Source organism: Brevibacterium antiquum CNRZ 918 (assembly GCF_900169145.1).
Classification (GTDB): domain Bacteria; phylum Actinomycetota; class Actinomycetes; order Actinomycetales; family Brevibacteriaceae; genus Brevibacterium; species Brevibacterium koreense.
In genome coordinates, this window is record NZ_FXZD01000002.1 from 416,116 (window position 1) to 439,116 (window position 23,001).

Annotated in this window: 18 protein-coding genes; 7 read left to right on the top strand and 11 right to left on the bottom strand. The window is 64.1% G+C overall.

Annotated features, from left to right (window positions below; all coding sequences use genetic code 11):
- Nucleotides 1–39: 39 nt before the first annotated feature.
- Complete coding sequence (locus BANT918_RS04545) at nucleotides 40–819, bottom strand: IclR family transcriptional regulator (protein ID WP_101619130.1); 780 nt, start codon at nucleotides 817–819, stop codon at nucleotides 40–42.
- Nucleotides 820–939: 120 nt separating this feature from the next.
- Between BANT918_RS04545 and BANT918_RS04550 the strand changes: the two genes are divergently transcribed.
- Nucleotides 940–1,689 carry an IclR family transcriptional regulator gene (locus BANT918_RS04550; RefSeq protein ID WP_101619131.1) on the top strand — a complete coding sequence of 250 codons (750 nt, stop codon included), beginning with the start codon at nucleotides 940–942 and terminating at the stop codon, nucleotides 1,687–1,689.
- Between the two features lie 47 nt (nucleotides 1,690–1,736).
- Here BANT918_RS04550 and BANT918_RS04555 read toward each other — a convergent pair whose 3' ends face one another.
- The gene (locus BANT918_RS04555; RefSeq protein WP_101619132.1) at nucleotides 1,737–3,323 is read right to left on the bottom strand and encodes an FMN-binding glutamate synthase family protein; all 1,587 of its coding nucleotides are present in this window, start codon (nucleotides 3,321–3,323) and stop codon (nucleotides 1,737–1,739) included.
- A 209-nt stretch (nucleotides 3,324–3,532) separates the two neighbouring features.
- Nucleotides 3,533–4,396 carry a methylenetetrahydrofolate reductase gene (locus tag BANT918_RS04560; protein ID WP_101619133.1) on the bottom strand — a complete coding sequence of 288 codons (864 nt, stop codon included), beginning with the start codon at nucleotides 4,394–4,396 and terminating at the stop codon, nucleotides 3,533–3,535.
- A 155-nt stretch (nucleotides 4,397–4,551) separates the two neighbouring features.
- On the opposite strand from BANT918_RS04560, the gene BANT918_RS04565 reads away from it, so the two are divergent.
- Nucleotides 4,552–5,856 carry a glycine cleavage T C-terminal barrel domain-containing protein gene (locus BANT918_RS04565; protein ID WP_101619134.1) on the top strand — a complete coding sequence of 435 codons (1,305 nt, stop codon included), beginning with the start codon at nucleotides 4,552–4,554 and terminating at the stop codon, nucleotides 5,854–5,856.
- 416 nt (nucleotides 5,857–6,272) lie between these two features.
- Here BANT918_RS04565 and BANT918_RS04570 read toward each other — a convergent pair whose 3' ends face one another.
- The 5 genes from BANT918_RS04570 to BANT918_RS04590 form a co-directional block, all read right to left on the bottom strand.
- Complete coding sequence (locus tag BANT918_RS04570) at nucleotides 6,273–7,727, bottom strand: APC family permease (protein ID WP_101619135.1); 1,455 nt, start codon at nucleotides 7,725–7,727, stop codon at nucleotides 6,273–6,275.
- Nucleotides 7,728–7,871: 144 nt separating this feature from the next.
- Nucleotides 7,872–8,168, bottom strand: a complete 297-nt coding sequence (locus tag BANT918_RS04575) for an antibiotic biosynthesis monooxygenase family protein (RefSeq protein ID WP_101619136.1) — start codon at nucleotides 8,166–8,168, stop codon at nucleotides 7,872–7,874.
- A gap of 171 nt (nucleotides 8,169–8,339) precedes the next feature.
- On the bottom strand, nucleotides 8,340–9,590 hold the full coding sequence (fmdA, locus tag BANT918_RS04580; protein ID WP_101619137.1) for a formamidase: 1,251 nt from the start codon (nucleotides 9,588–9,590) through the stop codon (nucleotides 8,340–8,342).
- Nucleotides 9,591–9,634: 44 nt separating this feature from the next.
- Nucleotides 9,635–9,967 carry an FmdB family zinc ribbon protein gene (locus BANT918_RS04585; RefSeq protein ID WP_101619138.1) on the bottom strand — a complete coding sequence of 111 codons (333 nt, stop codon included), beginning with the start codon at nucleotides 9,965–9,967 and terminating at the stop codon, nucleotides 9,635–9,637.
- 44 nt (nucleotides 9,968–10,011) lie between these two features.
- Nucleotides 10,012–11,220, bottom strand: coding sequence for a site-specific DNA-methyltransferase (locus BANT918_RS04590; RefSeq protein ID WP_101619139.1), 1,209 nt, complete (start codon nucleotides 11,218–11,220; stop codon nucleotides 10,012–10,014).
- A 57-nt stretch (nucleotides 11,221–11,277) separates the two neighbouring features.
- Here BANT918_RS04590 and BANT918_RS04595 point away from each other — a divergent pair, with 57 nt between their 5' ends.
- Complete coding sequence (locus BANT918_RS04595) at nucleotides 11,278–12,789, top strand: FAD-dependent oxidoreductase (protein WP_233430351.1); 1,512 nt, start codon at nucleotides 11,278–11,280, stop codon at nucleotides 12,787–12,789.
- An 85-nt stretch (nucleotides 12,790–12,874) separates the two neighbouring features.
- Here the strand turns inward: BANT918_RS04595 and BANT918_RS04600 are convergent, their stop codons facing one another.
- The gene (locus BANT918_RS04600) at nucleotides 12,875–14,326 is read right to left on the bottom strand and encodes a helix-turn-helix transcriptional regulator (protein ID WP_101619141.1); all 1,452 of its coding nucleotides are present in this window, start codon (nucleotides 14,324–14,326) and stop codon (nucleotides 12,875–12,877) included.
- 177 nt (nucleotides 14,327–14,503) lie between these two features.
- Here BANT918_RS04600 and aceA point away from each other — a divergent pair, with 177 nt between their 5' ends.
- Together aceA and aceB are read left to right on the top strand one after the other, a co-directional pair.
- Entirely contained in the window at nucleotides 14,504–15,814 is a 1,311-nt protein-coding gene (aceA, locus tag BANT918_RS04605) for an isocitrate lyase (RefSeq protein WP_101619142.1), read from the top strand.
- 261 nt (nucleotides 15,815–16,075) lie between these two features.
- On the top strand, nucleotides 16,076–17,680 hold the full coding sequence (gene aceB, locus BANT918_RS04610; RefSeq protein ID WP_009883443.1) for a malate synthase A: 1,605 nt from the start codon (nucleotides 16,076–16,078) through the stop codon (nucleotides 17,678–17,680).
- Nucleotides 17,681–17,781: 101 nt separating this feature from the next.
- On the opposite strand, the gene BANT918_RS04615 is transcribed toward aceB, so the two are convergent.
- Nucleotides 17,782–18,378: a DUF664 domain-containing protein gene (locus BANT918_RS04615; RefSeq protein WP_096162452.1), complete on the bottom strand. Its 597-nt coding sequence runs from the start codon at nucleotides 18,376–18,378 to the stop codon at nucleotides 17,782–17,784.
- 88 nt (nucleotides 18,379–18,466) lie between these two features.
- Here BANT918_RS04615 and BANT918_RS04620 point away from each other — a divergent pair, with 88 nt between their 5' ends.
- Nucleotides 18,467–19,465, top strand: coding sequence for a helix-turn-helix transcriptional regulator (locus BANT918_RS04620; RefSeq protein ID WP_101619143.1), 999 nt, complete (start codon nucleotides 18,467–18,469; stop codon nucleotides 19,463–19,465).
- A gap of 116 nt (nucleotides 19,466–19,581) precedes the next feature.
- A complete protein-coding gene (locus tag BANT918_RS04625) occupies nucleotides 19,582–19,971 on the top strand; it encodes a universal stress protein (protein ID WP_009883440.1) in 390 nt (129 codons plus the stop codon).
- Nucleotides 19,972–19,973: 2 nt separating this feature from the next.
- Here the strand turns inward: BANT918_RS04625 and BANT918_RS04630 are convergent, their stop codons facing one another.
- The gene (locus BANT918_RS04630) at nucleotides 19,974–22,904 is read right to left on the bottom strand and encodes an FAD-binding and (Fe-S)-binding domain-containing protein (RefSeq protein WP_101619144.1); all 2,931 of its coding nucleotides are present in this window, start codon (nucleotides 22,902–22,904) and stop codon (nucleotides 19,974–19,976) included.
- Nucleotides 22,905–23,001: the final 97 nt, after the last annotated feature.

Consider the following 23,001-nt stretch of genomic DNA (forward strand, 5'->3'; position numbering starts at 1 on the left):
AACTGGGTGCTCTGATCGTCCCCCGCCCGCCGAGGCGTGTCAAGGGTTTTCGCGCCAGCCGAACCGTGACGAGACGTCGGCGGCCGCAGCCACCAACAGGTCCTGGGCGGCAGCGACCTTTTCGTCGGTGAAGCGGAACCCCGGCCCCGAGGTCGAGATCGAGGCGATGACATCGCCGTGGGCGTTGCGGATGGGTGCGGAGACGGCGGTGAGGCCGATCTCGAGCTCATCGATGACGATCGAGTGCCCGGCGGCGACCACCTCGGCGATTTCGGTGAGCAGGTGGGGGATCGAAGTCACGGTGCGCGGGGTGTAGGTCGGAAGCCTGGGCTCGAGTGCGGTGCGGATGCCGGCCTCGCTCAGGCCCGACAGGAGGACCTTGCCGTTCGATGTCGCGTGCAGGGGGATGCGCTGTCCGACCCAGTTGTGGCTCTGGACGGAGGCGGTGCCCGATACTTGGTCGAGGTAGAGGGCCGCGCCGTCGGAGAGGACTGCGATGTTGATCGTCTCACCGGTGCGTTCGGCCAGGAGTTTCGCGATCGGGCGGGCCTCCTGCACGATGTCGAGGCGTGCGGTGGTGGCTCCGGCGAGGCGGAGGATGCCCAGGCCCAGCCGGTATTTGCCGCGATGCTGGTCCTGTTCGACGAGGCCGCGGGCCTCGAGCGTGGATACGATGCGGGAGGCGGTCGATTTGTGCACGCCGAGTTCGGCGGCGATGTCGGTGACGCCGGCGAGGCCGGTGCGGGCGATGATCTCGAGGATCGTGACCGCGCGGTCGACCGACTGCACAGAACCGGTGTTCGTCTCGCTGTTGCTCATTTCGAAACTGTAGCTCACATGACACAACACGAACAGGGGCCAATCACGTGTGCTGTAGGGTGAATGCCGCCGGAGTGCCACTGGTGCCGCGGCATAATTTCCCCGACGGAGTTGAGCGTTATGACCAATGGGACCCAGTCGATCGATCGTGCGGCAGAGATATTGTCGCTGGTGGTGAAGGCGGATGCCCCGATCTCCTACACCGAGGTGGTGGAGTCGACCCAACTGGCGCGCTCGACGGTCTCACGCCTGCTCTCCGCCCTCGAACGCAACGGGCTGGTCGAACGTGACGGGGGCGGGCAGTATCGCGGAGGTTCCCTGTTCGCGACCTACGCTTCGCGCTTCGATCGCGTCGAGACGCTGGTCACGGCGGCTGATCCCACACTGCAGCGGCTGAGCGAGGAGACCGGTGAGACGGTCAACCTCGCCGTCCCCAGCTCCACGGGTGTCGTGCAGGTCGCGCAGATCGATTCGACCTTCGTCCTCGGCGCTACGAACTGGGTCGATGTGGAGGTGCCGCCGCACTGCTCGGCGCTGGGCAAGATCATGTATGCCTTCGACATCATTCCGGTCCCCTCGGGCCGTCTGGAACGGCGCACCCCGTACACCTTGGGGTCCCGGAAAGAGCTCCTGGACAACCTCGCCGAGGCGCGCGAACGTGGATACGCGATCGTGCACCAAGAGTTCGAAGAGGGCCTCGATGCCCTGGCCGCACCCGTGAACGGCGTCGACGGCCGGGTGATTGCGGCGATCGGAATCTCGGGTCCGACCATGCGCATCGCTGACCACCACGATGAGGTCGGGCGTCTCCTCGTCGACGAAGCGGGCCTGCTCTCCCGCAGCCTCAAGCGCAAGGTCACCCACCGCTGAGTCTGGTGCAGTCGAGGCGCGGGGAAAGTGTCAGGCGCGCCGCTGAGTCACGCGCGCCGGAAGGTGCCTGAGTCGGCACGAGCCCAGTCCGTCGCCCATGACTCCGGCGCCTGTGCCAGCAGCTCTCCCGGCTCCAGCCATTCGTAGAGTTCGGCATATGAGCGATGCTCATTGCGTGCGATATTGCGCTGCAGGAACTCGGGGCGCAGATCTCGTGGGTCGCTGACACCCATGGATGCCATGATCTGGACGGCCTGATCGACGGTCGCTTTCTGGTAGTTCTGTACGCGTTCGCTCTTGTCTCCCACGTGCAGGGCCCGCTGCCGCTTCGGATCCTGTGTCGTCACGCCGACAGGGCACAGGCCGGTATGGCAGATCTGGGCCTGGATGCAACCGACGGCCATCATCATCGCTCGTGCAGAATTCGTGTAGTCGGCCCCTTGCGCCAGGCGTTTGACGATGTCGTTGCCCGCGGCGACCTTGCCGCTGGCCCCGATCCGGATCTGGTCTCGCAGACCGGTTCCCACCAGTGCGTTGTGCACGGTGAGCAGGCCGTCGGTCAGTGGCGTTCCCATATGGTCTTCGAACTCGAGCGGAGCCGCACCGGTTCCGCCTTCGGATCCGTCGACGATGATGAAGTCCGGTGCTGTGCCGACCTCTTTGATGGCCTTGCAGATCGCCAGCACATCGATACGGGAGCCGACGCACAATTTGAAACCAGCCGGCTTCCCGCCCGAGAGTTCACGCATGCGAGCGATGAACTCAATGAGTTCGGTCGGGGTGCTGAAAGCAGAATGGGCCGCGGGGCTGACGCATTTTTCACCCTCCGGGACCCCGCGGGCTCGCGCGATCTCCGCAGTGACCTTGGCCGCCGGCAGGACGCCGCCGATGCCCGGCTTCGCTCCCTGGCTCAGTTTCAGGGACACACATTTGATCTGCTCACGCGAGCTCTGCTGCGCGAACTGGTCCGGATCGAACCGGCCATCGTCGGTGCGTGTGCCGAAGTATCCGGAGCCGACCTCCCAGATCAGATCGCCATTGTTCTCGAGGTGGTAGGGCGAGATGCCGCCTTCGCCGGTGTCATGGGCGAAGCCGCCCATCTCGGCTCCTCGGTTGAGTGCGCGCACGGCATTCGGGGACAGGGCGCCGAAGCTCATCGCTGAGACGTTGAGCAGGGACATGCTGTAGGGCTGTGAGCAGTCGGGACCGCCTACCATGACGCGTGGGGCAGTGCTGGGTGCGGTGACCGGAGCGGTCGAATGGGTGAGGTATTCATAGCCGGCGGCGTTGACATCGCGTTCGGTGCCGAAGGCCTTCTCTCCGTGGATGCCCTTCGATCGTTCGTAGACGATTGAGCGTGTGTCACGGTCGAAGGGGCGACCGTCCCAGTTGCGTTCGATGAAGTACTGCTGGAGTTCTGGTCGCAGGCTCTCGAGCAGGAACCGCAGGTGTCCGACAACCGGATAGTTGCGCAGGATCGCGTGCTTCTTCTGCGTGAGGTCGTAGATCGCGAGAACGATGACGGCGGCGACGAGCGCCCCGATCACCCACCATGCCCACGGTCCGACTGCTGCCGCCCATCCCAGGGCCACCAGAATGCTGAGTGTCGCAGCGATTGCCAGGAAACGTCCCATCGCGATCTCCTCCCGAGCGAAAGATGGAGCCCCGAGTTTCGGGTCACGGTCTCAGCAACGGGCGCCGTTAGTTCTGTGTGGTGATGAGCGGCGTCGGGCAGCATCTCTCTTCCTGCCATCGTATGCCCAGGCCCGGTGAGAACTGTGAGATTCCTCCTGCGAGGCGTGAGTGCGCCGGTGCCAGCCGCGCTCTGGGTGCGCCGGCGAGATCAGCCGTTGCTGATCGTCGCCTCGTCGGTGTGGCCAAGGGCGGCGAGCTGCTTGCGCCTCCAGATCTCAGTGTCCTTGATCTGGTTGAACGTGTAGATGTGCAGTCCGACCACGCCCATGGCCGGATTGTCGAGGGTGGGGGCGAGCTTGTCGAGGAACTTCCGTGGGTTGTAACCGCCGGGTTTGGCCATCCGCGAGAAGGTCGCCGTGTTCTTGCGCAGGAAGCGCGTCGATTCGCCGACACCGATCTTGCCCGCCACTCTTGCGAGCTTTGTCAGCTCCACCTTGCCCGCGATGCCGAGGACGAGCGGCAGCTCGATGCCGCGGGCCCGGACCCGGGCCAGCCAGGTGGCGATCACGCCGGGATCGAAGCACAGGTTCGATACGAGGTGGGTGGCGTAGTCGCGTTTGTCCCACATGGCCTGGACGGTGACGTCGTCGGAGATGAGGGGGTGGGTCTCGGGGTAGGCGCTGACGCCGAGGTGCTGGATCGGTGCCGCCATGCTCGCGAGGTCGACGATGAGGTCGAGTGCACCCGCGTAGCCGCCAGCCGGAGGAGTGGCGTCACCGGCGGGGACGAAGATTCGGTCGATGCCGGCTTGGGCGATGCGGGCGACGATCTCTTCGAGCTCGGTTCTGCTCTGCACCATCCGCGCGGCGATGTGGGGGACCGCTTGGAAGCCGAGTGCCTGCAGCTGCTCCGCAGTGGACAGTGTCGCCTCAAGGGTCAGGCCCGTCGAGGCGGTCACCGTGATCACCCGGCCGGGCGCGACGTATTCGTGGACACGGTCGACGACTCCGGCAGTGGGCAGGATTTCGTACCGTGCGGACTTGAGCAGTGTGCTCAGATTTGCCTGTGACATTCCGGCTCCCTTGAGAGACTCCTTGGAAAGAGGTCGGCGGCCGATGAATCTGGACGGAAACCCTTGCTTCCGCCGACACTTCGATTCTACACTGAATATACCCATAATATGGGAATCGAGTTCTACATTGTAGAACTGTTAGCAGGGGGAACACCATGGACAATAACGTCCCGTCAGTGGATCAAAGCGACAGAGAAGTCCCGATCAACCTACGCCAATCAGGCCCCACCCCAGTTGAGATGCTCATCGACACCAGAGTGCGCAAGTCGCCGTACTGGGAACTGTCCATGCAGCAGGGATGCTGGCGGGCCTCCATCTACAACCGGATGTACCACCCGCGCGGCTATGTGCCGCGCGAAGACGGCGGGATGATGGTCGAGTACCAGTCCCTCGTCAACGACGTGACCTTGTGGAACGTCGCCGTCGAGCGTCAGATTCAGGTCAAGGGTCCCGACGCCGAGGCGTTCGTGAACTTTGTCATCACCCGTGATGCGACCAAGATCCCAGTCATGCGTGCCCGCTACGTGATCCTGTGCAATGAGGCCGGGGGCATTCTCAATGACCCGATCCTGTTGCGTGTGGCGATCGACGAATTCTGGTTCAGCCTCTCCGACACCGACCTCATGCTCTGGCTGCAAGGAGTCAACGTCGGCAGGAAGTTCGATGTCACCATCCAGGAGATCGACGTCTCGCCGGTCCAGGTTCAGGGACCGAAGTCCGTCGATCTCATCTCCGACCTGGTCGGGGAGGAGGGGCGCACGCTGCCCAGCTATGGACTGATGGAGGCCCAGGTGGGCGGGCATGACGTGATCATCTCCCAGACAGGATTCACGGGAGAGAAGGGCTACGAGATCTATCTCAAGGATTCGACCAAGTACGCCGAGGACATGTGGAACGCGGTGCTCGAAGCCGGCGTTGCCCACAATCTCAGGGTCGTTGCTCCCAGCCACCACCGCAGGATCGCCGCCGGCATCCTCTCGTGGGGCCAGGACATGGACTTCGAAACCTACCCATTCCAAGTCAACCTCTCCTACCAGGTGCCGCGGAAGAAGGAGGCCGACTACATCGGAAAGGCCAAGCTCGAGGAAGTCCGCGAGCAGATCGCGGCCGGCACTCCACCGTTCAGGACTCAGCTCGTGGGCTTGCTGGTCGGCGGAAAGCCGATCACGGACTACGCTCCCGACTTCTGGCTGGTCAGCGCCACATCCGGTGGCGACCCAGTCGGGTACGTGACTTCGCCCTGGTACTCGCCGGAACTCGAGGCCAATATCGCGATGGCTCATGTGCCAGTTGAGGGCAGTGCGCTGGGAACCGAGTACTGGGTTCAGCTGCCCGAGCCCTTCGCCGACACCCCGGGTGAACCCGTCCGCGCCGAGGTGGTGGAGATGCCGTTTCGACCAAGCGTCAATCCCAACCAGCGTGAACGTCTGAAGATGCACGGCCTCGACGCCGCCGTCTGAGTCGCGGCAAGCGTCTGGGTCTATGCCGCCTGGTTCCATTCCCCTGGTCCGAGCGCGGTCACTGTGCGATATGCCGGTGGCCGCGCTCGCCTCTGCCCACACCCGCAACTCCAATAGCTCCCCACACCACGACTTCCTCCCCGCACCAAGACTTCCTCCCCGCGGCCGTAATGGCAACCGGTGGTTTCACGCGAGGCACCGGTGGCGACAATTCATACATGTGCACGGGGGTGATGTGCTGCTCACGGTGAGGGGTAGACCACCAGCAGGTGCACCTCGGCGTCAATCCGCACGGCACGATCGTCGATCACAGTCATCAGGCGCAGCCCTCCTGCGATGACGTGCGGCCACCGGAGATGTCTCCGATGGCCGCATTCTCGTCTCAGCCGCTCTTTGTCGGGCCGAGCCTCACCGAGTCACTTCCTGCGCAGGGACTTCACCTTGGCGAGGAGTTCGATTTCTGCGTTGGGTCCTGCCTTGACGCCGGTGGGCAGACGGAACATGAAGAAGACTCCGACTGCCAGCCAGAGGCCGAACATCGCCCAGGACTGCCATGCCAGCTGTGCCGACCAGGGGGTGATCGGCAGATAGAGAACGAACAGCGCCAGGGTGAGCACCGCCGAGATGACTCCGATGACCATGCCGCCGTTGCTCTTGCCGCCGATGCGCAGGGGGCGGTCCATCGCCGGTTCGCGCTTGCGCAGGACGAGGAATCCGATGCTGACGAGGAAGTAGGCGATGACGATGGCGGGTGAGCCTGCGTCGACGATCCAGCCCAGGGCCGCTGCGCCGAGGAATGGAGCCAGCGCCGAGAGAATGCCGATGAAGATGATCGAGTTGACGGGGGTGCGGTAGCGCGGGTGCAGCTTGCCGAACCAGGCGGGGATCATACCGGCCACGGCCATGGCCCACATCAGGCGAGACGAACCCATGAGGAATGCGTTCCAGGAGGTGATGATGCCGGCCAGACCGCCGGCGATGACGAGCTTGCCCCAGAACGCGGAGTTGAACATGGTGGCCAGAGCATCCGCGGTCACGAGGTCATGGGTAGCGAGCTCCGAGGCGGGCATGGCCAGCGACGTCATCCAGATGATGATGATGTAGAACGCGACTGCCATGAGGACGGAGATGACGACGAGCTTGCCGATCTTCGCCGGCGGCAGCTTGATCTCCTCCGCGGACTGCGGAATGACGTCGAAACCGACGAACAGGAAGGGCACGACGGCGACCACTGCGATGAAGCCGGCACCGCCACCGGTGAAGAGCGGTTCGGCATTGGCGGTTTCGCCTCCGACCAGACCACCGGTCAGGAGCAGGAAGGCAACGATGATGAGGAACGAGACCACGAAGGTCTGGACCAGCGAGGCGAGTTTGACGCCGCGGATGTTGATCCAGGAGATGAAGATCGCGGTGATCGTGCCGACGAGAGCCCAGGTGAGGTACACATCGGAGTCGGCAATAGTCCACAGCTTGATGTGCTCGAGGTTCGGGAACAGATAGAGCGCAGTTTTGGGTACTGCGACTGCTTCGAACATGACGACACTGATGTAGCCGCCGGTGATCGCCCACGAGCCGAACAGAGAGACGCGGGGGCCCATCGCCCGGATGAGGTAATTGTGCTCACCGCCGGCGTGCGGTATGGCGGCAACCAGCTCGGAGTAGACCGTGCCGACGAAGCACATGATGACGCCGCCGACGGCGAAGGCGAGGATGGCACCCAGGGTTCCGGCGCCGCTGAGCCACTCACCGGTGAGGACGACCCAGCCGAAGCCGATCATCGCTCCGAACCCGATGAACAGTGCGTCGACCGTTCCGAGTGCCTTGACGAAGCCGTGGCCCCGGTCGGTGGCCACTGATTGCTGTTGAGTCATCGCATGCCTCTCGTGTCCCTGCTATTACTGTTTCGCAGAGTAGCAGTAAAGCGGAGAGTTTCCGGCCAGTAACCTTCGCAGAGATGCCCAGGCGGCTTCGGGTGCTGTCTCGCAGGCGCAGCCGGAGCCCACGAGAGGTCGTTGTCACTCGCCGAGGTCGACTACCTCGAACTCGAGAAGGTTGGCCTGCTCAGAGACCGGCTCCTTGCCGTTGGTTTCGTGTGCGGGCTGGCGTGCCTGCTTCCAGTTCTCGAAGTCTTCGCGGGTGGCCCACTGCGTGTAGACGAAGTACTGGTCACCGCCGGCGACCGGGCGCAGCAGCTGGAAGCCTTCGAAGCCGGGCGAGCCGTCGACGGAGTGCTTGCGTGCCGCGAAGCGCTTCTCGAGCTCACCGCGTGCAGCCTCGGGGACGGTGAGGGTATTGATGGCGACGACGGACATACTGGCTCCTAGAACTGGGGAACGATTATCTGCAGTGCAGTGGTTCACAGACCGACGGTGAAACCGTTCGAGTCTTCTTCGAGGCTACGACCGAAGTCTGGATTCGAGCTGAATTGTCCACATGAGACCACGCCCCGTCTCAGCACCAGGAGATGACAGGGACGACGGCGCTCAGAACGCCGAGTGCGGTGCGCCGATGCCCGGATCGATCTGAGTCGGCCCGTTCGAACTGGGCGAGATATCGACGTCGAACATCGCCGTCGGCAGGTACACGGTGGCGCAGGCGTTGGGAATGTCGACGACACCGGAGAATCTGCCTTCGATCGGTGCCGCGCCGAGCAGCAGATAAGCCTGCTCCGGGCTGTAGCCGAACTTGGACAGGTAGTCGATCGCGTGCAGGCATGCTCGCTGGTAGGCCAGATGGGAGTCGAGGTAGCGCTGCTCGCCGTCAAGCGTCACCGAGGTTCCGGAGAATGCCAGCCATTCGGAATACTGCGGGGCGGAATTGCCAGGTTGGAAGATGGCATTCTCGCTCACCCCATAGGTGTCCATCCCACCCTTGATGAGGTCGACGCTGATGTCGACGAAACCGCCCATTTCGATGCCGCCGCAGAAGGTGATCTCACCGTCGCCCTGGCTGAAGTGGAGATCGCCGACGGAGAAGTTCGCGCCGTCGACGAACACCGGATAGAAGATTCGTGTGCCCTTGGTGAGGTTCTTGATGTCCTGGTTGCCGCCGTTCTCCCGTGGGGGAGCGGTGCGCGCACCTTCGGATGCGACCTGGTTGAAGTCCTCGCCGCTCAGCGAGCCGAGGATCGCACCCTGGGGTTCAGGCGGCAGCGCCAGGGGTGGTTCGCGGTTCGGCTCGGTGGCGATGAGGGCCGCCTCACGGGTGTTCCACTTGCCCAGCAGGTCCTTGCTCGGGGCGGTGCCCATGAGGCCCGGATGGACGATCCCGGTGAAGGAGACACCGGGGACGTGGCGTGATGTCGCCGTCCCGCCGGAGAAGTCCCAGACTGCCTTGTAGGCGTCAGGGAACTGGTCGACGAGGAACGAGCCGCCGTTCTTCTTCGCGAAGATGCCGGTGTAGCCCCAGCCCTGCCCGGCCAGTGGGCCATCCTCCTGCGGGATCGGACCGACATCGAGGATGTCGACGATGAGCAGGTCACCGGGCTTCGCGCCTTCGATCGCCACCGGACCGGACAGAGCGTGGACGATGTCCATCGGTGCGTCGCGGATGTCATCGGCACTGTCATCGTTCTTGATGGCTCCGTCGAACCATTCGCGGCAGTCCAGCCGGAATGATTCCCCCGGTTTCACGTGCACAGCTGCGGGAATGTCCGGGTGCCAGCGGTTGTGACCGGTGATCTCCTGGGCGGTGAAGGGCTGAGTCGAATCGAGTGGAAATACATTGTCCGGCATTGTTCTATCCCTTTCGTGGTCCCTGCCGCCGAAGCCGATCGACCTCAGGCGCGGGGGAGCTTGGCGTGCCGCGGATCCCGACTGACCGGCTGCGAACGGCGACCGGTGGAGGGGATGCGCGAGACGACGGGTGGTGACTCTGCGGTCTTCTTCGTCGCGTCGATGACGCCGAAGACAGTCCCCGACCCGGCGCCGAGGTGGGGGGATGTGAATGCGGAGACGGCCGTTCCCCGGCAGTCGGGGCACGTGATGGATTCCGGTTTCCGGCTCATCGGAAAGACCTGTTCGGTGTCGCCGCAGGTCGTGCATCGGTAGACGTAGGTGGGCACTGGATCACTCTTCTCGAAATCATTGCCGACATTGAGGCCTTGATGCATTCCTACACTGTCACCAGGAAAGACTCAAGGGTGCTGGCGAGAATTCATTCCTCGGCCACGGCGATTTCGGTGAATGTCAGCTCCGGATCGAGACGCCGGGCAGCACGCCGGATCCGCTCCGCAGTGAGCTTGCTGATCTCAGGGAAGCCGGCGTCGGGATCCGCGTCGACCAGGCTGCGCGCATTCGTCGAACGCAGCGGCTCCGGCGTCTGGATGAGGATGAACTGCCGCGCACCTCCGTCACGTCGGTTGGCCTCCATCACCGCCTGCGCCGTCGTACCGGAACCGGCGAAGAAGTCGAGGACGATCGCTTCGGGATCGAAGAACGTCTGCGAGGCCACAAGCGTCTTGACCAGCTCGACGGGCTTCGGATAGCTGAAGATTCCACCCAGACCGAGGTCCTCGAGATCGTTCTGCCCGCCCAGGGCCTTGATGATCGAGTAGAGCTTCGAACTCGCCTTCTCTGCCGGCGTCACCCGCACCACGGCATGCTTGCCGCCACCCCAGGGCTTGAGCATGAACTCGCCCGAGGCCAACTTCGCATCCACCTCGGCGAGCTTCTTCGCTCCTTTGACCTCGAGGATGTCCTCGTACATCAGCCGACGTTCCTGGCCTCGGGCATAGCGGCCGAAACCAGCGCGCAGCACATCGGTTTCGACGAGCATGCGTTTGCCGTCGATGATCTCGAGCTTCGCCGGAGCCTTCTTCTCCGTCAGGAATGCGCCCGCCCGATCAGCGACCTTGGCCCACACGTGGACATAGTCGTGACCGCGGACGAAGGAGGGTGAGTTGCCTCCGCCCTTCGCACGCTGATGGATCAGGGTGCCCTGTGAATTGTCCTCGCCGAAGATCTCATGTCCCAGCAGCTGCGCCCACGCACTCTCACCGTCGTCGAGGTGGATGAAGATCACGCCGTCATCACGCATGAGTTCACGCGCGAGCATCAGCCGCGGCGTCATGAAGTTCAGCCAGCTCGCGTGATCGTGACCATGATCCTTGTACGCCAGCGCATTGCCCGTGTTGTAGGGCGGATCGATGTAGACGACCTTGACCCGTCCCCGATGCGTGGCCAGCAGGCCGGTCAGGCCCGGCAGATTGTCCCCGACGACCAACATATTCTCGGTAGCGCCTGGCACGTAGGTGTCACCGTCGCGCAGGAAGCGCGGACCCTCGCCGAGGCTGCTCTGCTGTTCCAGCGCTCGACCGAGCGCGAAGGAGGCGTCCTTGCCAGTCCAGTTCAGGGCCGTCGACATCCTTCTCCTTCTCCGCGATCGGTGCCGATTCTCTGCGATCGGTGCCAAGATTGCTGTATGAGTATTTCACGAGTGGCCGTGGTCGGTGCCGGGATCGTCGGAGTGGCGCTCGCCAGAGAGATCACCCGCAGACTCCCCACAGCCGAAGTGACCGTCTTCGACAAGGCCAATCGCGTCGCCGCACATCAGAGCGGGCACACGTCCGGAATCGTGGACCCTGCCCTCGACGCGGAGGCCGGATCAGCGGAAGCGAAGCTCGCCCGCCGAGGTGTTGAGCTGCTGGTCCCGTACGTGTCCGAACGCGGCATCCCCTACCGCGAGTGCGGGCAGCTCCTCGTCGCGCAGAACACCGACGAAGCTGACAGGCTCGAGGACATCCTCACCCGCGCCGAAGCGAACCAGGTCCCGGGGGTCCGGCTGCTCGATCGCACGCAGATGCGGGAGGTTGAACCCAACGCCAGGGGCGTCCTCGCTCTGTACTCGCCGCACACCGCCGTCACCGACTTCGTTACCCTGACCGAGGCGCTGGCCTCCGATGTCAGCGCCGCCGGCGGGACATTGCGCCTGAGCACAGAGGTCACCGGAATTGATGTGATGAGCAACGAGGTCCGGGTCCGTACCCGCACAGCCGCGCCAGACCCCAGCGAAGCCGATGTCGAACACGGGGACAATGATGGGCATGAGCCTGCCAGCGCAGACGCTGGCAGCAATCTCGACGATCAGGTGCACGAGGCGCCGCGGACGTATCGCGGCGATGACAGCACAGGTCCGGTCATCGACTTCAGCGAAGGGCTGCGCAATCGCTTCGGCGAGCAGGACTGGTTCAAACAGGTCGAGGACACGATCGGCAACCTCAGCCACCGGTTTTCAAATCCCGCCTCGGGGCGAAGGCCCGCCGAGACCCCCCAGCACCCCACCGGTGACGAAGACTCCGAACTCTTCGATCTCGTCATCGTCTGTGCCGGGCTCCAAGCCGACCGCCTGGCCGTGGCTGCAGGCTTCGACGACGACCCCCGCATCGTCCCCTTCACCAGCGACTACTACCGGGTGGATACCCCCGCAGAGGAGGTCCGAGGCATCATCGGAACCGTCCCGGAACCCGGCTCCCCGTTTTCCGAGAAGACCGTTGTCCCAGCCACCTACGGTGCGCTGACCTTGGGGCCGAACACCTTCGTGTCCCTGGGGCGCGAACGATACGACAGGCACGGATTCGATCTGGGCGATATGGGATCGACCGTCGGCTTCAAAGGATTCTGGAAATTTGCGGCGCAGACGGCCAAGACTGCGGCGCGCGATGTCAGGTCGACCGTGAGCACCTCTGCCTTCGTCGACGGCATTCAGAAGTTCGTCCCCGCCATCGATGCAGCGGCGGTCGAACACGGATTCCGGGGCGTCCGCGCACAGGCCATGAGTGTCAACGGCGACCTGGTCGACGAACTGCGGGTGACCACCCGCGGCAGGCTCACCATGGTCAGGAGCCTCCCGAGGTCAGGGGCCACCTCGGCGCTGGCCGTGGCCGAAGACATCGCCGCTGCGGTCCTTGACGCGCCTAGAGACGCGAACGGCTGACGCGCCCGCCGACCTGGACGGCCAGTGAGGACAGCCGGCCAGCGAAGTCGCTGGCCGACACAAGCGGTGTGAACCGGGAGCTCGCTCAGCCGGAGTGGCGTTCGAGGAACTCGTAGACCTCGGTATCGTCGACGCCCGGGACAGCACCGGGCGGAACGGCCGCCAGCAGGGAGGCGTGCATCTGTGCCGAGGGCAGAGCGTGGTTCTCCCACTTCTCGGCCAGATCTTCCGGTGCCTGCCGACAGCAGGCCGGATCCGGGCAGGCTGATTTGGACCGTATCTGCGACTCTCGTCCCTCGAACCACTTCACGTGGGCGAAGGGGACGCCCACGCTGATGGCGAAGTCACCGCCGGGCAGCACACGGGCGGTGCACCAGAACGAGCCCTCCGGTGTGTCCGTGTACTGGTAGTACGGGCTGAACCTGTCCGCGACCCGGAACACTGTGCGTGAGGTGAATCGTTTGCATGCGAACTGTCCCTCGATGGCGCCGAGCGGGTCCGTGGGGTAGGGCAGACCGTCGTTCGAATACGCCTTGTGGATCGTCCCGGAGCGGTGAACCTTCATGAAGTGGACGGGCAGCCCCAGGTGCTCGGTGGCCAGATTCGTGAACCGGTGGGCGGCCATCTCGTAGCTGACGCCGAACATGTCACGCAGGTGCTCGACCGAGATCTCGCGCTTCCGCTTCTCCTCGACGAGCATCGGCACAGCAGCGCTCTGGGGCAGCAGCACCGCCGCGGCCAGATAGTTCGCCTCGACCCGCTGCTGCAGGAATTCGCTGAAGTCCCTCGGCGAGTCATGGCCGAGAACGTGTGCAGCGAGACTCGTGAGCAGATGGGAGCGTGGGTCTGCGGCAGCGTCGGCGTTGGGCAGGTAGAGACGGTTGTTCGCGGTATCGGAGATCGACCGGGTCGAGTTCGGCAGGTCCGAGACGTAGTGGAGGCTGAAACCCAGCTTCTCCGCGATCAGTGCCGTCTGCCGCTGGGAGACTGTACCGGATTCGTAGTCGGCCAGGCGCAGCAGCTCCGCCGCCTGGGCCTCGAGATCGGCGAAGTAGTTGTTCTTCTCTCGCATCCGCTCGCGCAGTTCCCGGTTGGCCCGGCGAGCCTCCTCCGGAGTCGCGGCCCGGCGTTCGAGGACCTGGCCGAGTTGTCTCTGCAGACCCACGATCGCCTCGAGGGCATCGTGGGGCAGCGACTTGGTCCGCACCTGCGGCAGACCCAACGAGGAGTACATGGGCGAGGCCTGATTGCGTTCGGCTTCAAGCTCGAGAGCCTGCCTGCCGTCGACCGGAGTGGGATCGATGAGCTCGGCGACCTCGGTCTGCAGGGCCTTCGCGATCGCGCTGAGCAGGGTGACAGAAGTTTCTCGCTTGCCGTTCTCGATCGTCGAGATCTGAGAGGCTGCACGACCCACCTTCTCACCCAGCTCGGTGAGCGTGAGTCCATGCTGTTTGCGAAAAAAGCGAATTCTTCTGCCGATACTCAGGGTGTCCGCCTCTTGCTCAGCATCCCTCAGGTCGGTCTCGTTGCTTGTCATTGCGGCTCCCGGTGGCATTGTGGCGTGGTTCACGTGCAGTGGGATTCAGTATGACAGAACAGGGAAATTTCTAAAACCGGAAAACGGGCGATTATTCATCGAAGAAACCTCTATCGACCCCCTTGTGCTCACGGCAGACTGAACTCATCAACCCCGAACGAGTAGGAGTGAATGACAATGACTGACAACACCACGCAGGCCAACTTGCACGATGCTGAGGCCATCCGCCGTGACTGGGCAACCAACGCCCGCTGGTCGGGAGTCGCTCGTGACTACGAGCCCGAGGATGTCGTCAAACTGCGCGGTTCGCTGATCGAAGAGCACACACTGGCTCGCCACGGTGCCGAGCGCCTCTGGAATCAGGTCAGCTCCACCGACATCAAGTCCGGCGACTACGTCAACGCACTGGGTGCGCTGACCGGCAACCAGGCAGTTGAGCAGGTCAAGGCCGGCCTCAACGCCATCTACCTCTCCGGCTGGCAGGTCGCCGCTGACGCGAACGCAGCTGGACAGACCTACCCCGATCAGTCGATCTACCCGGCCAACTCGGTCCCGCAGGTCGTGCGTCGCATCAACAATGCGCTCATGCGTGCCGACCAGATCGAGACCTCGGAAGGTCAGAAGAATGTCGACGACTGGTTCGCCCCGATCGTCGCTGACGCGGAAGCCGGATTCGGCGGCGCGCTCAACGTCTACGAGCTCATGCGTTCGATGATCTCCTCCGGCGCAGCCGGTGTGCACTTCGAGGATCAGCTCGGTTCCGAGAAGAAGTGCGGCCACCTCGGCGGCAAGGTTCTCGTTCCGACCTCGCAGCACATCCGCACCCTCAACGCGGCTCGCCTGGCGGCCGACGTCGAGAACGTGCCCAGCCTCGTCATCGCCCGTACGGACGCTGAGGCCGCCACGCTCATGACCTCGGACATCGACGAGCGCGATCAGCGCTTCGTGACCGGTGAGCGCACCGCAGAGGGCTACTACAAGATCACGAACGGCATCGAAGCAGGCATCGCCCGCGGACTGTCCTTCGCTCCGTACTCGGATCTGCTGTGGATGGAGACCTCCACACCTGACCTCGCGGCCGCCAAGCAGTTCGCGGACGCGATCCATGCGGAGTACCCGGACCAGATGCTGGCCTACAACTGCTCGCCGTCGTTCAACTGGCGCAAGCACCTCGACGATGCCACCATCGCGAAGTTCCAGCGCGAGCTGGGAGCCATGGGCTACAAGTTCCAGTTCATCACCCTGGCCGGCTTCCACGCGCTCAACTACTCGATGTTCGACCTGGCTCACGGCTACGCCCGCGAACAGATGACTGCATACGTCGATCTGCAGGAACGCGAGTTCGCTGCCGAGGACCGCGGCTACACCGCAACCAAGCACCAGCGTGAGGTCGGAACCGGATACTTCGACCTGGTCTCGACCGCGCTGAACCCAGAGTCCTCGACGACAGCTCTGGCCGGTTCGACCGAATCCGCTCAGTTCAGCTGAGCCCGCGGTGACCATCGCGGTCATCGGATGACAGGCACCGGCTCTGCCGGTGGACCGGTCACATAGTACTCGGCGCGGGTCGACAGTGTTTTCACGGGGTTTGCACTGTTGATCCGCGCCGGCACACCGGTCATCTCAACACCAACCACAACCTCGGCGACACAAGCAGCACCACCGAAGCACCGCACCACCGAAGTACCGAAGCACCGCCATCGCACCACACATCAGCAGCACACATTCCGACGGGTGAGGAGAAGCCCCATGTCTCACATCAAAATCAACGCCCCCATCGAACCAGGCTTCGACACAATCCTCTCGGAGTCCGCCCTCAACTTCATCGCGGCACTCCACGATCGCTTCAGCGACCGTTTGGGCAAGCTGCTCGGTGTCCGTGGACGTCAGGCGCAGAGCATCCGGAACGGCACGTTCCCGAGGTTCACCCCCGACACCGCAGGAATCCGGGCCGACACCACCTGGAAGGTCGCCGGCTCGACCGGAGCTCCCGGTCTCGAAGACCGCCGCGTTGAGCTGACCGGCCCCGTCTCCGAACCCGAAGTGATTGCGGCACTGAACTCCCGTGCGAAGGTCTGGCTCGCCGACCTCGAAGACGCGACCAGCCCGACCTGGGCCAACATCATCGGCGGACAGCTCAACCTGTTCAACGCCATCCGCGGCAATCTGCCCGGCGTGAACAACCGCCAGCAGCCCACCATCGGACTGCGCCCCCGCGGCTGGCACCTGCCCGAGAAGCACCTGCTCCATGTTGACGGCCAGGGCAGGGAGACAGAGACCTCGGGCGCCATGGTCGACTTCGGTCTCTACTTCTTCCACAACGCACGCCGACTCGTCGACAGCGGCTCGGGACCCTACTTCTACCTGCCGAAGCTCGAATCCTTCCGCGAAGCACGCCTGTGGAACGAGATCTTCGTCTTCGCTCAGGACTACATGGGTCTGCCGCAGGGAACCATCCGAGCCACGGCACACATCGAGACGATCACCGCTGTGTTCCAGATGGAAGAGATCCTGTGGGAGCTGCGCGACCACTGTGCAGGACTCAACGCGGCCGGCTGGGACTACCTGTTCTCGCTGGTGAAGAACTTCCGCAACTCCCCGGAGTGGGTGCTGCCGGATCGTGAGCACCTGACCATGGGACTGCCGCTGCTGCAGGCATTCGCCGACCGTCTCGTCTCAACCTGCCACCGTCGCGGAGCACACGCGATCGGCACCATGAGCAACCTCATGACCACGCACCCGGACAAGGAATTCGTGGCCTCAGAGATGGTGAAGATGCGCGAAGACAAGGCTCGCGAAGCCTCACGCGGCTTCGACGGCACCTGGGTGGCCGAGCCGGGACTCGTCGATGACGCGCTTGAGGTCTTCGACGCAGCACTCGGCGACAAGCCCAACCAGCTCGACAACCGCCGCGTCGATGCCCACGCCTGCGCCGAGCACATGCTCGACGTGTCGGGACTGGACAAGACGGTCACCGAGGAAGGCGTTCGCCTCAACATCCGCGTGGCCATCGGCTACATGAACGAATGGTTGGGCGGCAACGGCAACGTTGCCCTCGAGAACCTGCTCGAGGACGCCTCGACCGCAGAGATCTCGCGGTCCCAGATCTGGCAGTGGATCCGCCACTCGGTGACCTTGGACAACGGCAAGCAGCTGACCCGCGACCTGGTCGAGCGCTACATGGGCGAGGAGCTCGCAGTCATCGAGCGCCACCCCGCCGACCACTACACCGAAGCGGTTGAGATCTTCCGCAAGAGCGCACTGGGTGAGGACTTCCCCGAATTCCTCACGATGCCCGCCTACTCCGACCACCTGGTCGACAGGGTGTCGAAGGGCGCGGTGTTCTCGGCCTGATCTGAACTCACCGACTACCCGGATGTCGGACAACAGCCACTCGACAGGCTGCGGTCCGACATCCGGGTTTCTCTGTTCTGGCTCAGCTCGAGCGGAAGAGCTCAGCTCCACTCAGCGGGAGGCCACGGCTGGCCGTCGGCCTGGGCATTGAGCTGGTAGGAGATCGCCCCATCGATGGACTCGCGGATGATGTCGGCATGCCCGGCATGACGAGCGATCTCCGTGGTGAGATGGCACAGGATCCACCGGACATTCATGACGAAGTCCTTGGGCATCCAGGGATTGCCCGGCATCGGAACCACGGTGCCCAGATCGGTTCCATTGACTGCGACAGCCTGACGAGCCAACTCGATTTCGGCGATGCGCTTCTCAAAAATCACCACCACCTCGGCGATGTCGAGGTCGGGAACCGCTGAACCATCGAACATTCCATCGAGTCCGAGCCCGTCGTTGATCGTCGGATACTCCTCTTCATCGATGTATCGCTCGGGCTCCTTCACCTGCAGCAGCCACCCGTTGAGGACCTGCGCCGCATGGGCCAGCAGACCCGCGATGCTCAACGGGCTCGTGGTCGGAGTGCTGCGAGCCTGTTCATCGGTGAGGTCGAGGGCCGTGAGCTTGAGCTGCGTGCACTGCTGCTCGAGGTAGGTGAACAGCGCGTCGGCTTCGGTCGTGACTGATGCGGCGAAGAATGCCATGAGAACTCCTGATCGTGTGTCGTCGATCCGGTCATCCCCGGATCACTGATACCAGTGTCTCCAGCAATGCGGACATATAATGTCCGCTATGACCGTTGAATCTCGCCTGCTCTCCCTCTTGGGGATGCTCGCCGCGGGACGGACCTACACCGCGGGTGAGCTGGGCGCACACTTCGGTGTCACCCCACGCTCGGTTCGTCGCGATATCGCGAGCCTGCGGGAACTCGGCTATGTCATCGAATCCCTCCCCGGAGCGACCGGCGGATACCGCGCCCACTCGCGCACAGTCCTGCCTCCACTGCAGCTGCAGACCGGTGAAGCGCTGGCCACGGCCGTCGGTCTGTCCCTGCTCAACGGAGCCGGGCTGAGCACGACTGATGCGGAGTCGGCCACCGCGAAGCTGCGCACAATGCTGCCTCCGGTCATGCACAAGACGATCGGAGACATCAGCACGGCGGTGTCCGTCCTCCCTGGTCACGAACCCGGAGTCGACATGACAGCGGTGATGACGACCACCTCGGCGATCGCGTCGAGAAACGTCCTCACGTTCGCCCATGAGAAACGACGCCCCACCAGATCCGAGACGAGATCCGAGACGACGCAACGCCGGGTGGAGCCGGTGCGCATGGTCGTCCTCGGCGGGCACTGGTACCTCTACGGCTGGGATCTCACCCGCAGCGATTGGCGAGTCTTCCGCCTCGACCGGATGAGTGAGATTCACGAAACGACGTTCGCCTTCGCCCCCAGGGACCATCCCGACGCCGAGGTGGCCGTGAGTTCCGCTGTCACCACCGCTGCGTACCGCCACACGGTGATCCTGGAGGTCGATGCCACCGTGGCCGAGACCAAGGCCTGGTTCCCGACAAGGACAGCGACGATTACGAATTCCGGCGACGGTGCCCGCGTGGAATTCGGGGTCGAGGACCTGGCGTGGGCGGCAGTGATCACGGCAGCGACTCCCGTGGACTTCCGGGTCATCGAGCCACCGGAACTGCTGGATGCACTGCGCGATCTGGGACAGCGGGCGGCCCAAGTGAGCAGAACCGGCAGTACGGAAATGGTGGCAGCCGAACGGAGCGAGCAGTGATGTGCGCCCGGATTCGAAGCACAGCCGGTCTCGGGGTGCGGCGGCGGTGACCGTGGGATGTCCTGTGGATGATACGGGAATGAACGAATCAGGACCGAGCCAATATACTTGTTGTTATGACGATTCTCATTGGCTATCTTCCTGCTCCTGAGGGTGAGGCGGCTCTGCGCGCGGGCTTCGCAGAGGCCAAACTTCGGTCGAGCAATGCTGTCGTGATCAACTCCCAACGACGCGGAGCCAGTGGAACCCCGACCGAGATCGACCAAGACGTCATCGACCGCATCGTCTCTCTCGGCAAGGATTCAGACGTCGAAGTTGAGGTGCTCCAGCCCGACCATGAGGACGACCTGCCGGGAACGCTCAACGAACTCGTCGAAGAGCACGACGCCCAGCTCATCGTCATCGGACTGCGCAAACGCTCGGCGATCGGCAAGTTCATCCTCGGCTCACAGGCACAGCGGATCCTGCTCGAGGCAGAGGTCCCTGTCCTCACTGCCAAGGCCTGAGCTCAGCCCCTCGCTGTATTAGCGGCTGGGTTCGAGACCCAACCCCAGGCGAGCAGCTCCGGCAATGACACGCCCTGGGCGTTGCTGAGGTCGGCGATCTGAGTGCGGCAGGAATAGCCATCGGCGAGAACGACCCGCGTCCGGTCACCATCGCCTTCAACGGCTCCCGTCCCGGCAGCTCCACCAGCCCCAACCGCATTCGGGGTCCGGTCACGCAGTGCCTCCTGCTCGCGCAACGCCGGCAGCAGAGCCACTTCGGCCACGGCGACCGAGGTCTCATAGTGGCCCTCTTCGACGCCGAAGTTTCCGGCCAGACCGCAGCAGCCGCCCAGGAACTTCGAGGCGGCACCGGTTCTGGCCAGGAGTTCCTTGTCTGCGGCGTTGCCGAAGATCGCCGACTGATGACAGTGCGGCTGGACCAGAGCCTCGACCCCGTCCAGGCGCGGAAGTTCGGCGCCGACGCTGAGCAGGTATTGGGCGAAGGTCTGCACACGTGCCGCGACCCGGGCCGAGGCCTCATTCGCCAAGAGCTTCTGCGAATCGTCCTTCAGAGTCGCCAGGCATGAGGGTTCGACCCCGATGATCGGCACATCCCCGGTGGCATCGAGCGCGCTGATCGTCTGACCCAGATTCGCCTTCGCCGCGTCGAGCTGCCCGGTTGAGATCAGCGGCAGGCCACAGCACACGGTCTGGTCGATGACGCGCACGGTGACACCCGCGCGCTCGAGCACGGCCACGGCGGCCTCGAGGATGCGCGGTGCGAAATGATTCGACCACGAATCGGCGAACAGAACGACTTCGCGTGTCTTCGTCCCGGCCCCCACCTCGGCGGGGGTGGAGCCTGAGGTCTTCCACCACTTGCGGAAGGTCGTGGCCGCGAACTGGGGGATGGACCTGCGGACATCGATCCCGGCCATCTTCTTGGCCACGCTCGTCAGCCCAGGCAGCCCCGAGAAACGGTTGATCACCGGCGCCAGGGGAGTGATGGCGCGCGCCAGCTGCGGGAGGAACCCGAGCGAATAGTGCTTCATCGGGCGCAGCCTGCCCTTATAGGACTGGTAGAGAACCTCGGCCTTATACGTGGACATGTCCGTCCCCGTCGGGCACTCGGTGCCGCAGGCCTTGCAGGACAGGCAGAGATCGAGGGCGTCAGCGACCTCGGGGGACTGCCATGAGGAATCGAGGAGATCCCCGGACACCATCTCCTGCAGCACCCTGGCACGACCACGGGTGGAATGCCGTTCATCGCGGGTGGCCTGGTAGGACGGGCACATGACGCCACCGCTGTCGGCGGAATCGGCGCGGCATTTGCCGACACCGGTGCACCGATGCACGGCCGAGGCGAACCCAGCGGACTCACCCTCGTAGCTCATCGCCAAACTGCCGGGCAGCTCCTCCCGCAGCGGCAGCTGGGTCAGTCGCAGCGACTCGGTCAGCGCATCGGGATCGACGATGACACCCGGATTGAGCAGATACTGCGGGTCGAAGAGCTCCTTGACCTCCTTGAACAGATCGAGCACCGCCGGCGGATAGACGAGACGCAGCAGCTCGGACCGAGCCCGACCATCCCCATGCTCACCGGAGACGGACCCGCCGTAGCGGGCCACAAGCTTCGTCGCAGCGACCATGAACGTCCGCATCACCTCCGGACCGTCGGGATCCTCGAGCGGAAAGTCCACCCGCATGTGCAGGCACCCGTCACCGAAGTGCCCGTAGGGAATTCCCCACAGCCCATGCTCGGTGAGCAGTTCCATGAGATCACGCAGGTAGTCGCCGAGGTTGTCCACCGGAACCGCAGAATCCTCCCACCCGGCGTGGGCGTCACGACCATCCGGCGTCCGCGACACGAGACCGGCGCCATCGGCGCGGATCCCCCAGATCTCGGCGGCGGCCTGGGCACCCAGCACGGCAGAGTCCAAGGCAGCAGACTCCCGGATCAGTCGTTTCGTCTCATCCACCAGCTCGGCTTCGTCCTCGCCGGTGAGCTCAACCACGAGCCAGCCGGCGCCCTCGGGCAGACGGGGGACAGCCTCGGCGCCCTTGGTCTCGATGACCCGATCGAGCATGCGCTTGTCGAGGCCCTCGCAGGCCGCAACCGGAAAGCCCTTGAGCAGGGGAGCGTCGTGTGCGGCCGCGACCATGTCCTCATATCCGAGCACCACTGCCGCGGTGTTGTCGGGGTCTTTGACCAGACGCATCTTCGCGGCAAGGACGATGCCCCAGGTGCCTTCGGATCCGGCGAAGGCCCGACGCAGGTCGAAGTCGTTCTCCGGCAGCAGGGATTCGAGTCCATATCCGGAGACCTGGCGAGAGAAGGTGCCCAGATTCGTCCGGATGGTGCCCAGCTGCCCGGCGACGAGTTCGTGCAGGCGCGGGAACGTCTCTGAGGAGTCAATGTCGTCGAGGGTGACGACGGTGCCGTCGACGAGCATGACGACCAGGGCGAGGATGTTGTCGCCGGTGCGACCGTAGCCCAGCGCACGTGGTCCGCAGGCGTTGTTGCCGATCATTCCGCCGATCGTGCAGCGCGTGTGGGTGGAGGGGTCTGGGCCGAAGCGCAGTCCGTGGGGTCGTGCCTGCGCCTGCAGGTGGGCGTGGATGCATCCGGCTTGGACCCAGGCCGACTGTGCGTCGGGGTCGAGTGAGAGGACCTCATTCATATGGCGGGAGAAGTCGAGGATGATGCCTGTGCTGATCGCATTCCCGGCGATCGAGGTGCCGGCCCCGCGGCTGGTGATGGGAACACCCAGTCGACGTGCGACTGCCAGTGTGGATGAGACGTCTGCTTCGTCGTGCGGGAACACGATGGCCTGCGGAACCAGGCGGAACAGGGACGCATCCGAGGTATAGGCGGCACGATCGGTGTCATCGACGCTGAAATCACGCACGCCCGCAGTCCTCAGCTCGGTTGAGAGAACATCGGCGAGGGACATCTCTGTCTCCGCAGACGTTCGACGTGCACCAGTGCTATGAACCGAAGTCGTCATGTTCGCATTGTGCCACTTCACGTATGCCCCGTGTACTCCCCGC

Excerpts from the sequence above, each read along its gene's own strand:
- BANT918_RS04545 (WP_101619130.1), bottom strand. The coding sequence starts at position 819 with ATGAGCAACAGCGAGACGAACACCGGTTCTGTGCAGTCGGTCGACCGC.
- BANT918_RS04550 (WP_101619131.1), top strand. The coding sequence starts at position 940 with ATGACCAATGGGACCCAGTCGATCGATCGTGCGGCAGAGATATTGTCG.
- BANT918_RS04555 (WP_101619132.1), bottom strand. The coding sequence starts at position 3,323 with ATGGGACGTTTCCTGGCAATCGCTGCGACACTCAGCATTCTGGTGGCC.
- BANT918_RS04560 (WP_101619133.1), bottom strand. The coding sequence starts at position 4,396 with ATGTCACAGGCAAATCTGAGCACACTGCTCAAGTCCGCACGGTACGAA.
- BANT918_RS04565 (WP_101619134.1), top strand. The coding sequence starts at position 4,552 with ATGGACAATAACGTCCCGTCAGTGGATCAAAGCGACAGAGAAGTCCCG.
- BANT918_RS04570 (WP_101619135.1), bottom strand. The coding sequence starts at position 7,727 with ATGACTCAACAGCAATCAGTGGCCACCGACCGGGGCCACGGCTTCGTC.
- BANT918_RS04575 (WP_101619136.1), bottom strand. The coding sequence starts at position 8,168 with ATGTCCGTCGTCGCCATCAATACCCTCACCGTCCCCGAGGCTGCACGC.
- fmdA (WP_101619137.1), bottom strand. The coding sequence starts at position 9,590 with ATGCCGGACAATGTATTTCCACTCGATTCGACTCAGCCCTTCACCGCC.
- BANT918_RS04585 (WP_101619138.1), bottom strand. The coding sequence starts at position 9,967 with ATGCATCAAGGCCTCAATGTCGGCAATGATTTCGAGAAGAGTGATCCA.
- BANT918_RS04590 (WP_101619139.1), bottom strand. The coding sequence starts at position 11,220 with ATGTCGACGGCCCTGAACTGGACTGGCAAGGACGCCTCCTTCGCGCTC.
- BANT918_RS04595 (WP_233430351.1), top strand. The coding sequence starts at position 11,278 with ATGAGTATTTCACGAGTGGCCGTGGTCGGTGCCGGGATCGTCGGAGTG.
- BANT918_RS04600 (WP_101619141.1), bottom strand. The coding sequence starts at position 14,326 with ATGACAAGCAACGAGACCGACCTGAGGGATGCTGAGCAAGAGGCGGAC.
- aceA (WP_101619142.1), top strand. The coding sequence starts at position 14,504 with ATGACTGACAACACCACGCAGGCCAACTTGCACGATGCTGAGGCCATC.
- aceB (WP_009883443.1), top strand. The coding sequence starts at position 16,076 with ATGTCTCACATCAAAATCAACGCCCCCATCGAACCAGGCTTCGACACA.
- BANT918_RS04615 (WP_096162452.1), bottom strand. The coding sequence starts at position 18,378 with ATGGCATTCTTCGCCGCATCAGTCACGACCGAAGCCGACGCGCTGTTC.
- BANT918_RS04620 (WP_101619143.1), top strand. The coding sequence starts at position 18,467 with ATGACCGTTGAATCTCGCCTGCTCTCCCTCTTGGGGATGCTCGCCGCG.
- BANT918_RS04625 (WP_009883440.1), top strand. The coding sequence starts at position 19,582 with ATGACGATTCTCATTGGCTATCTTCCTGCTCCTGAGGGTGAGGCGGCT.
- BANT918_RS04630 (WP_101619144.1), bottom strand. The coding sequence starts at position 22,904 with ATGTCCCTCGCCGATGTTCTCTCAACCGAGCTGAGGACTGCGGGCGTG.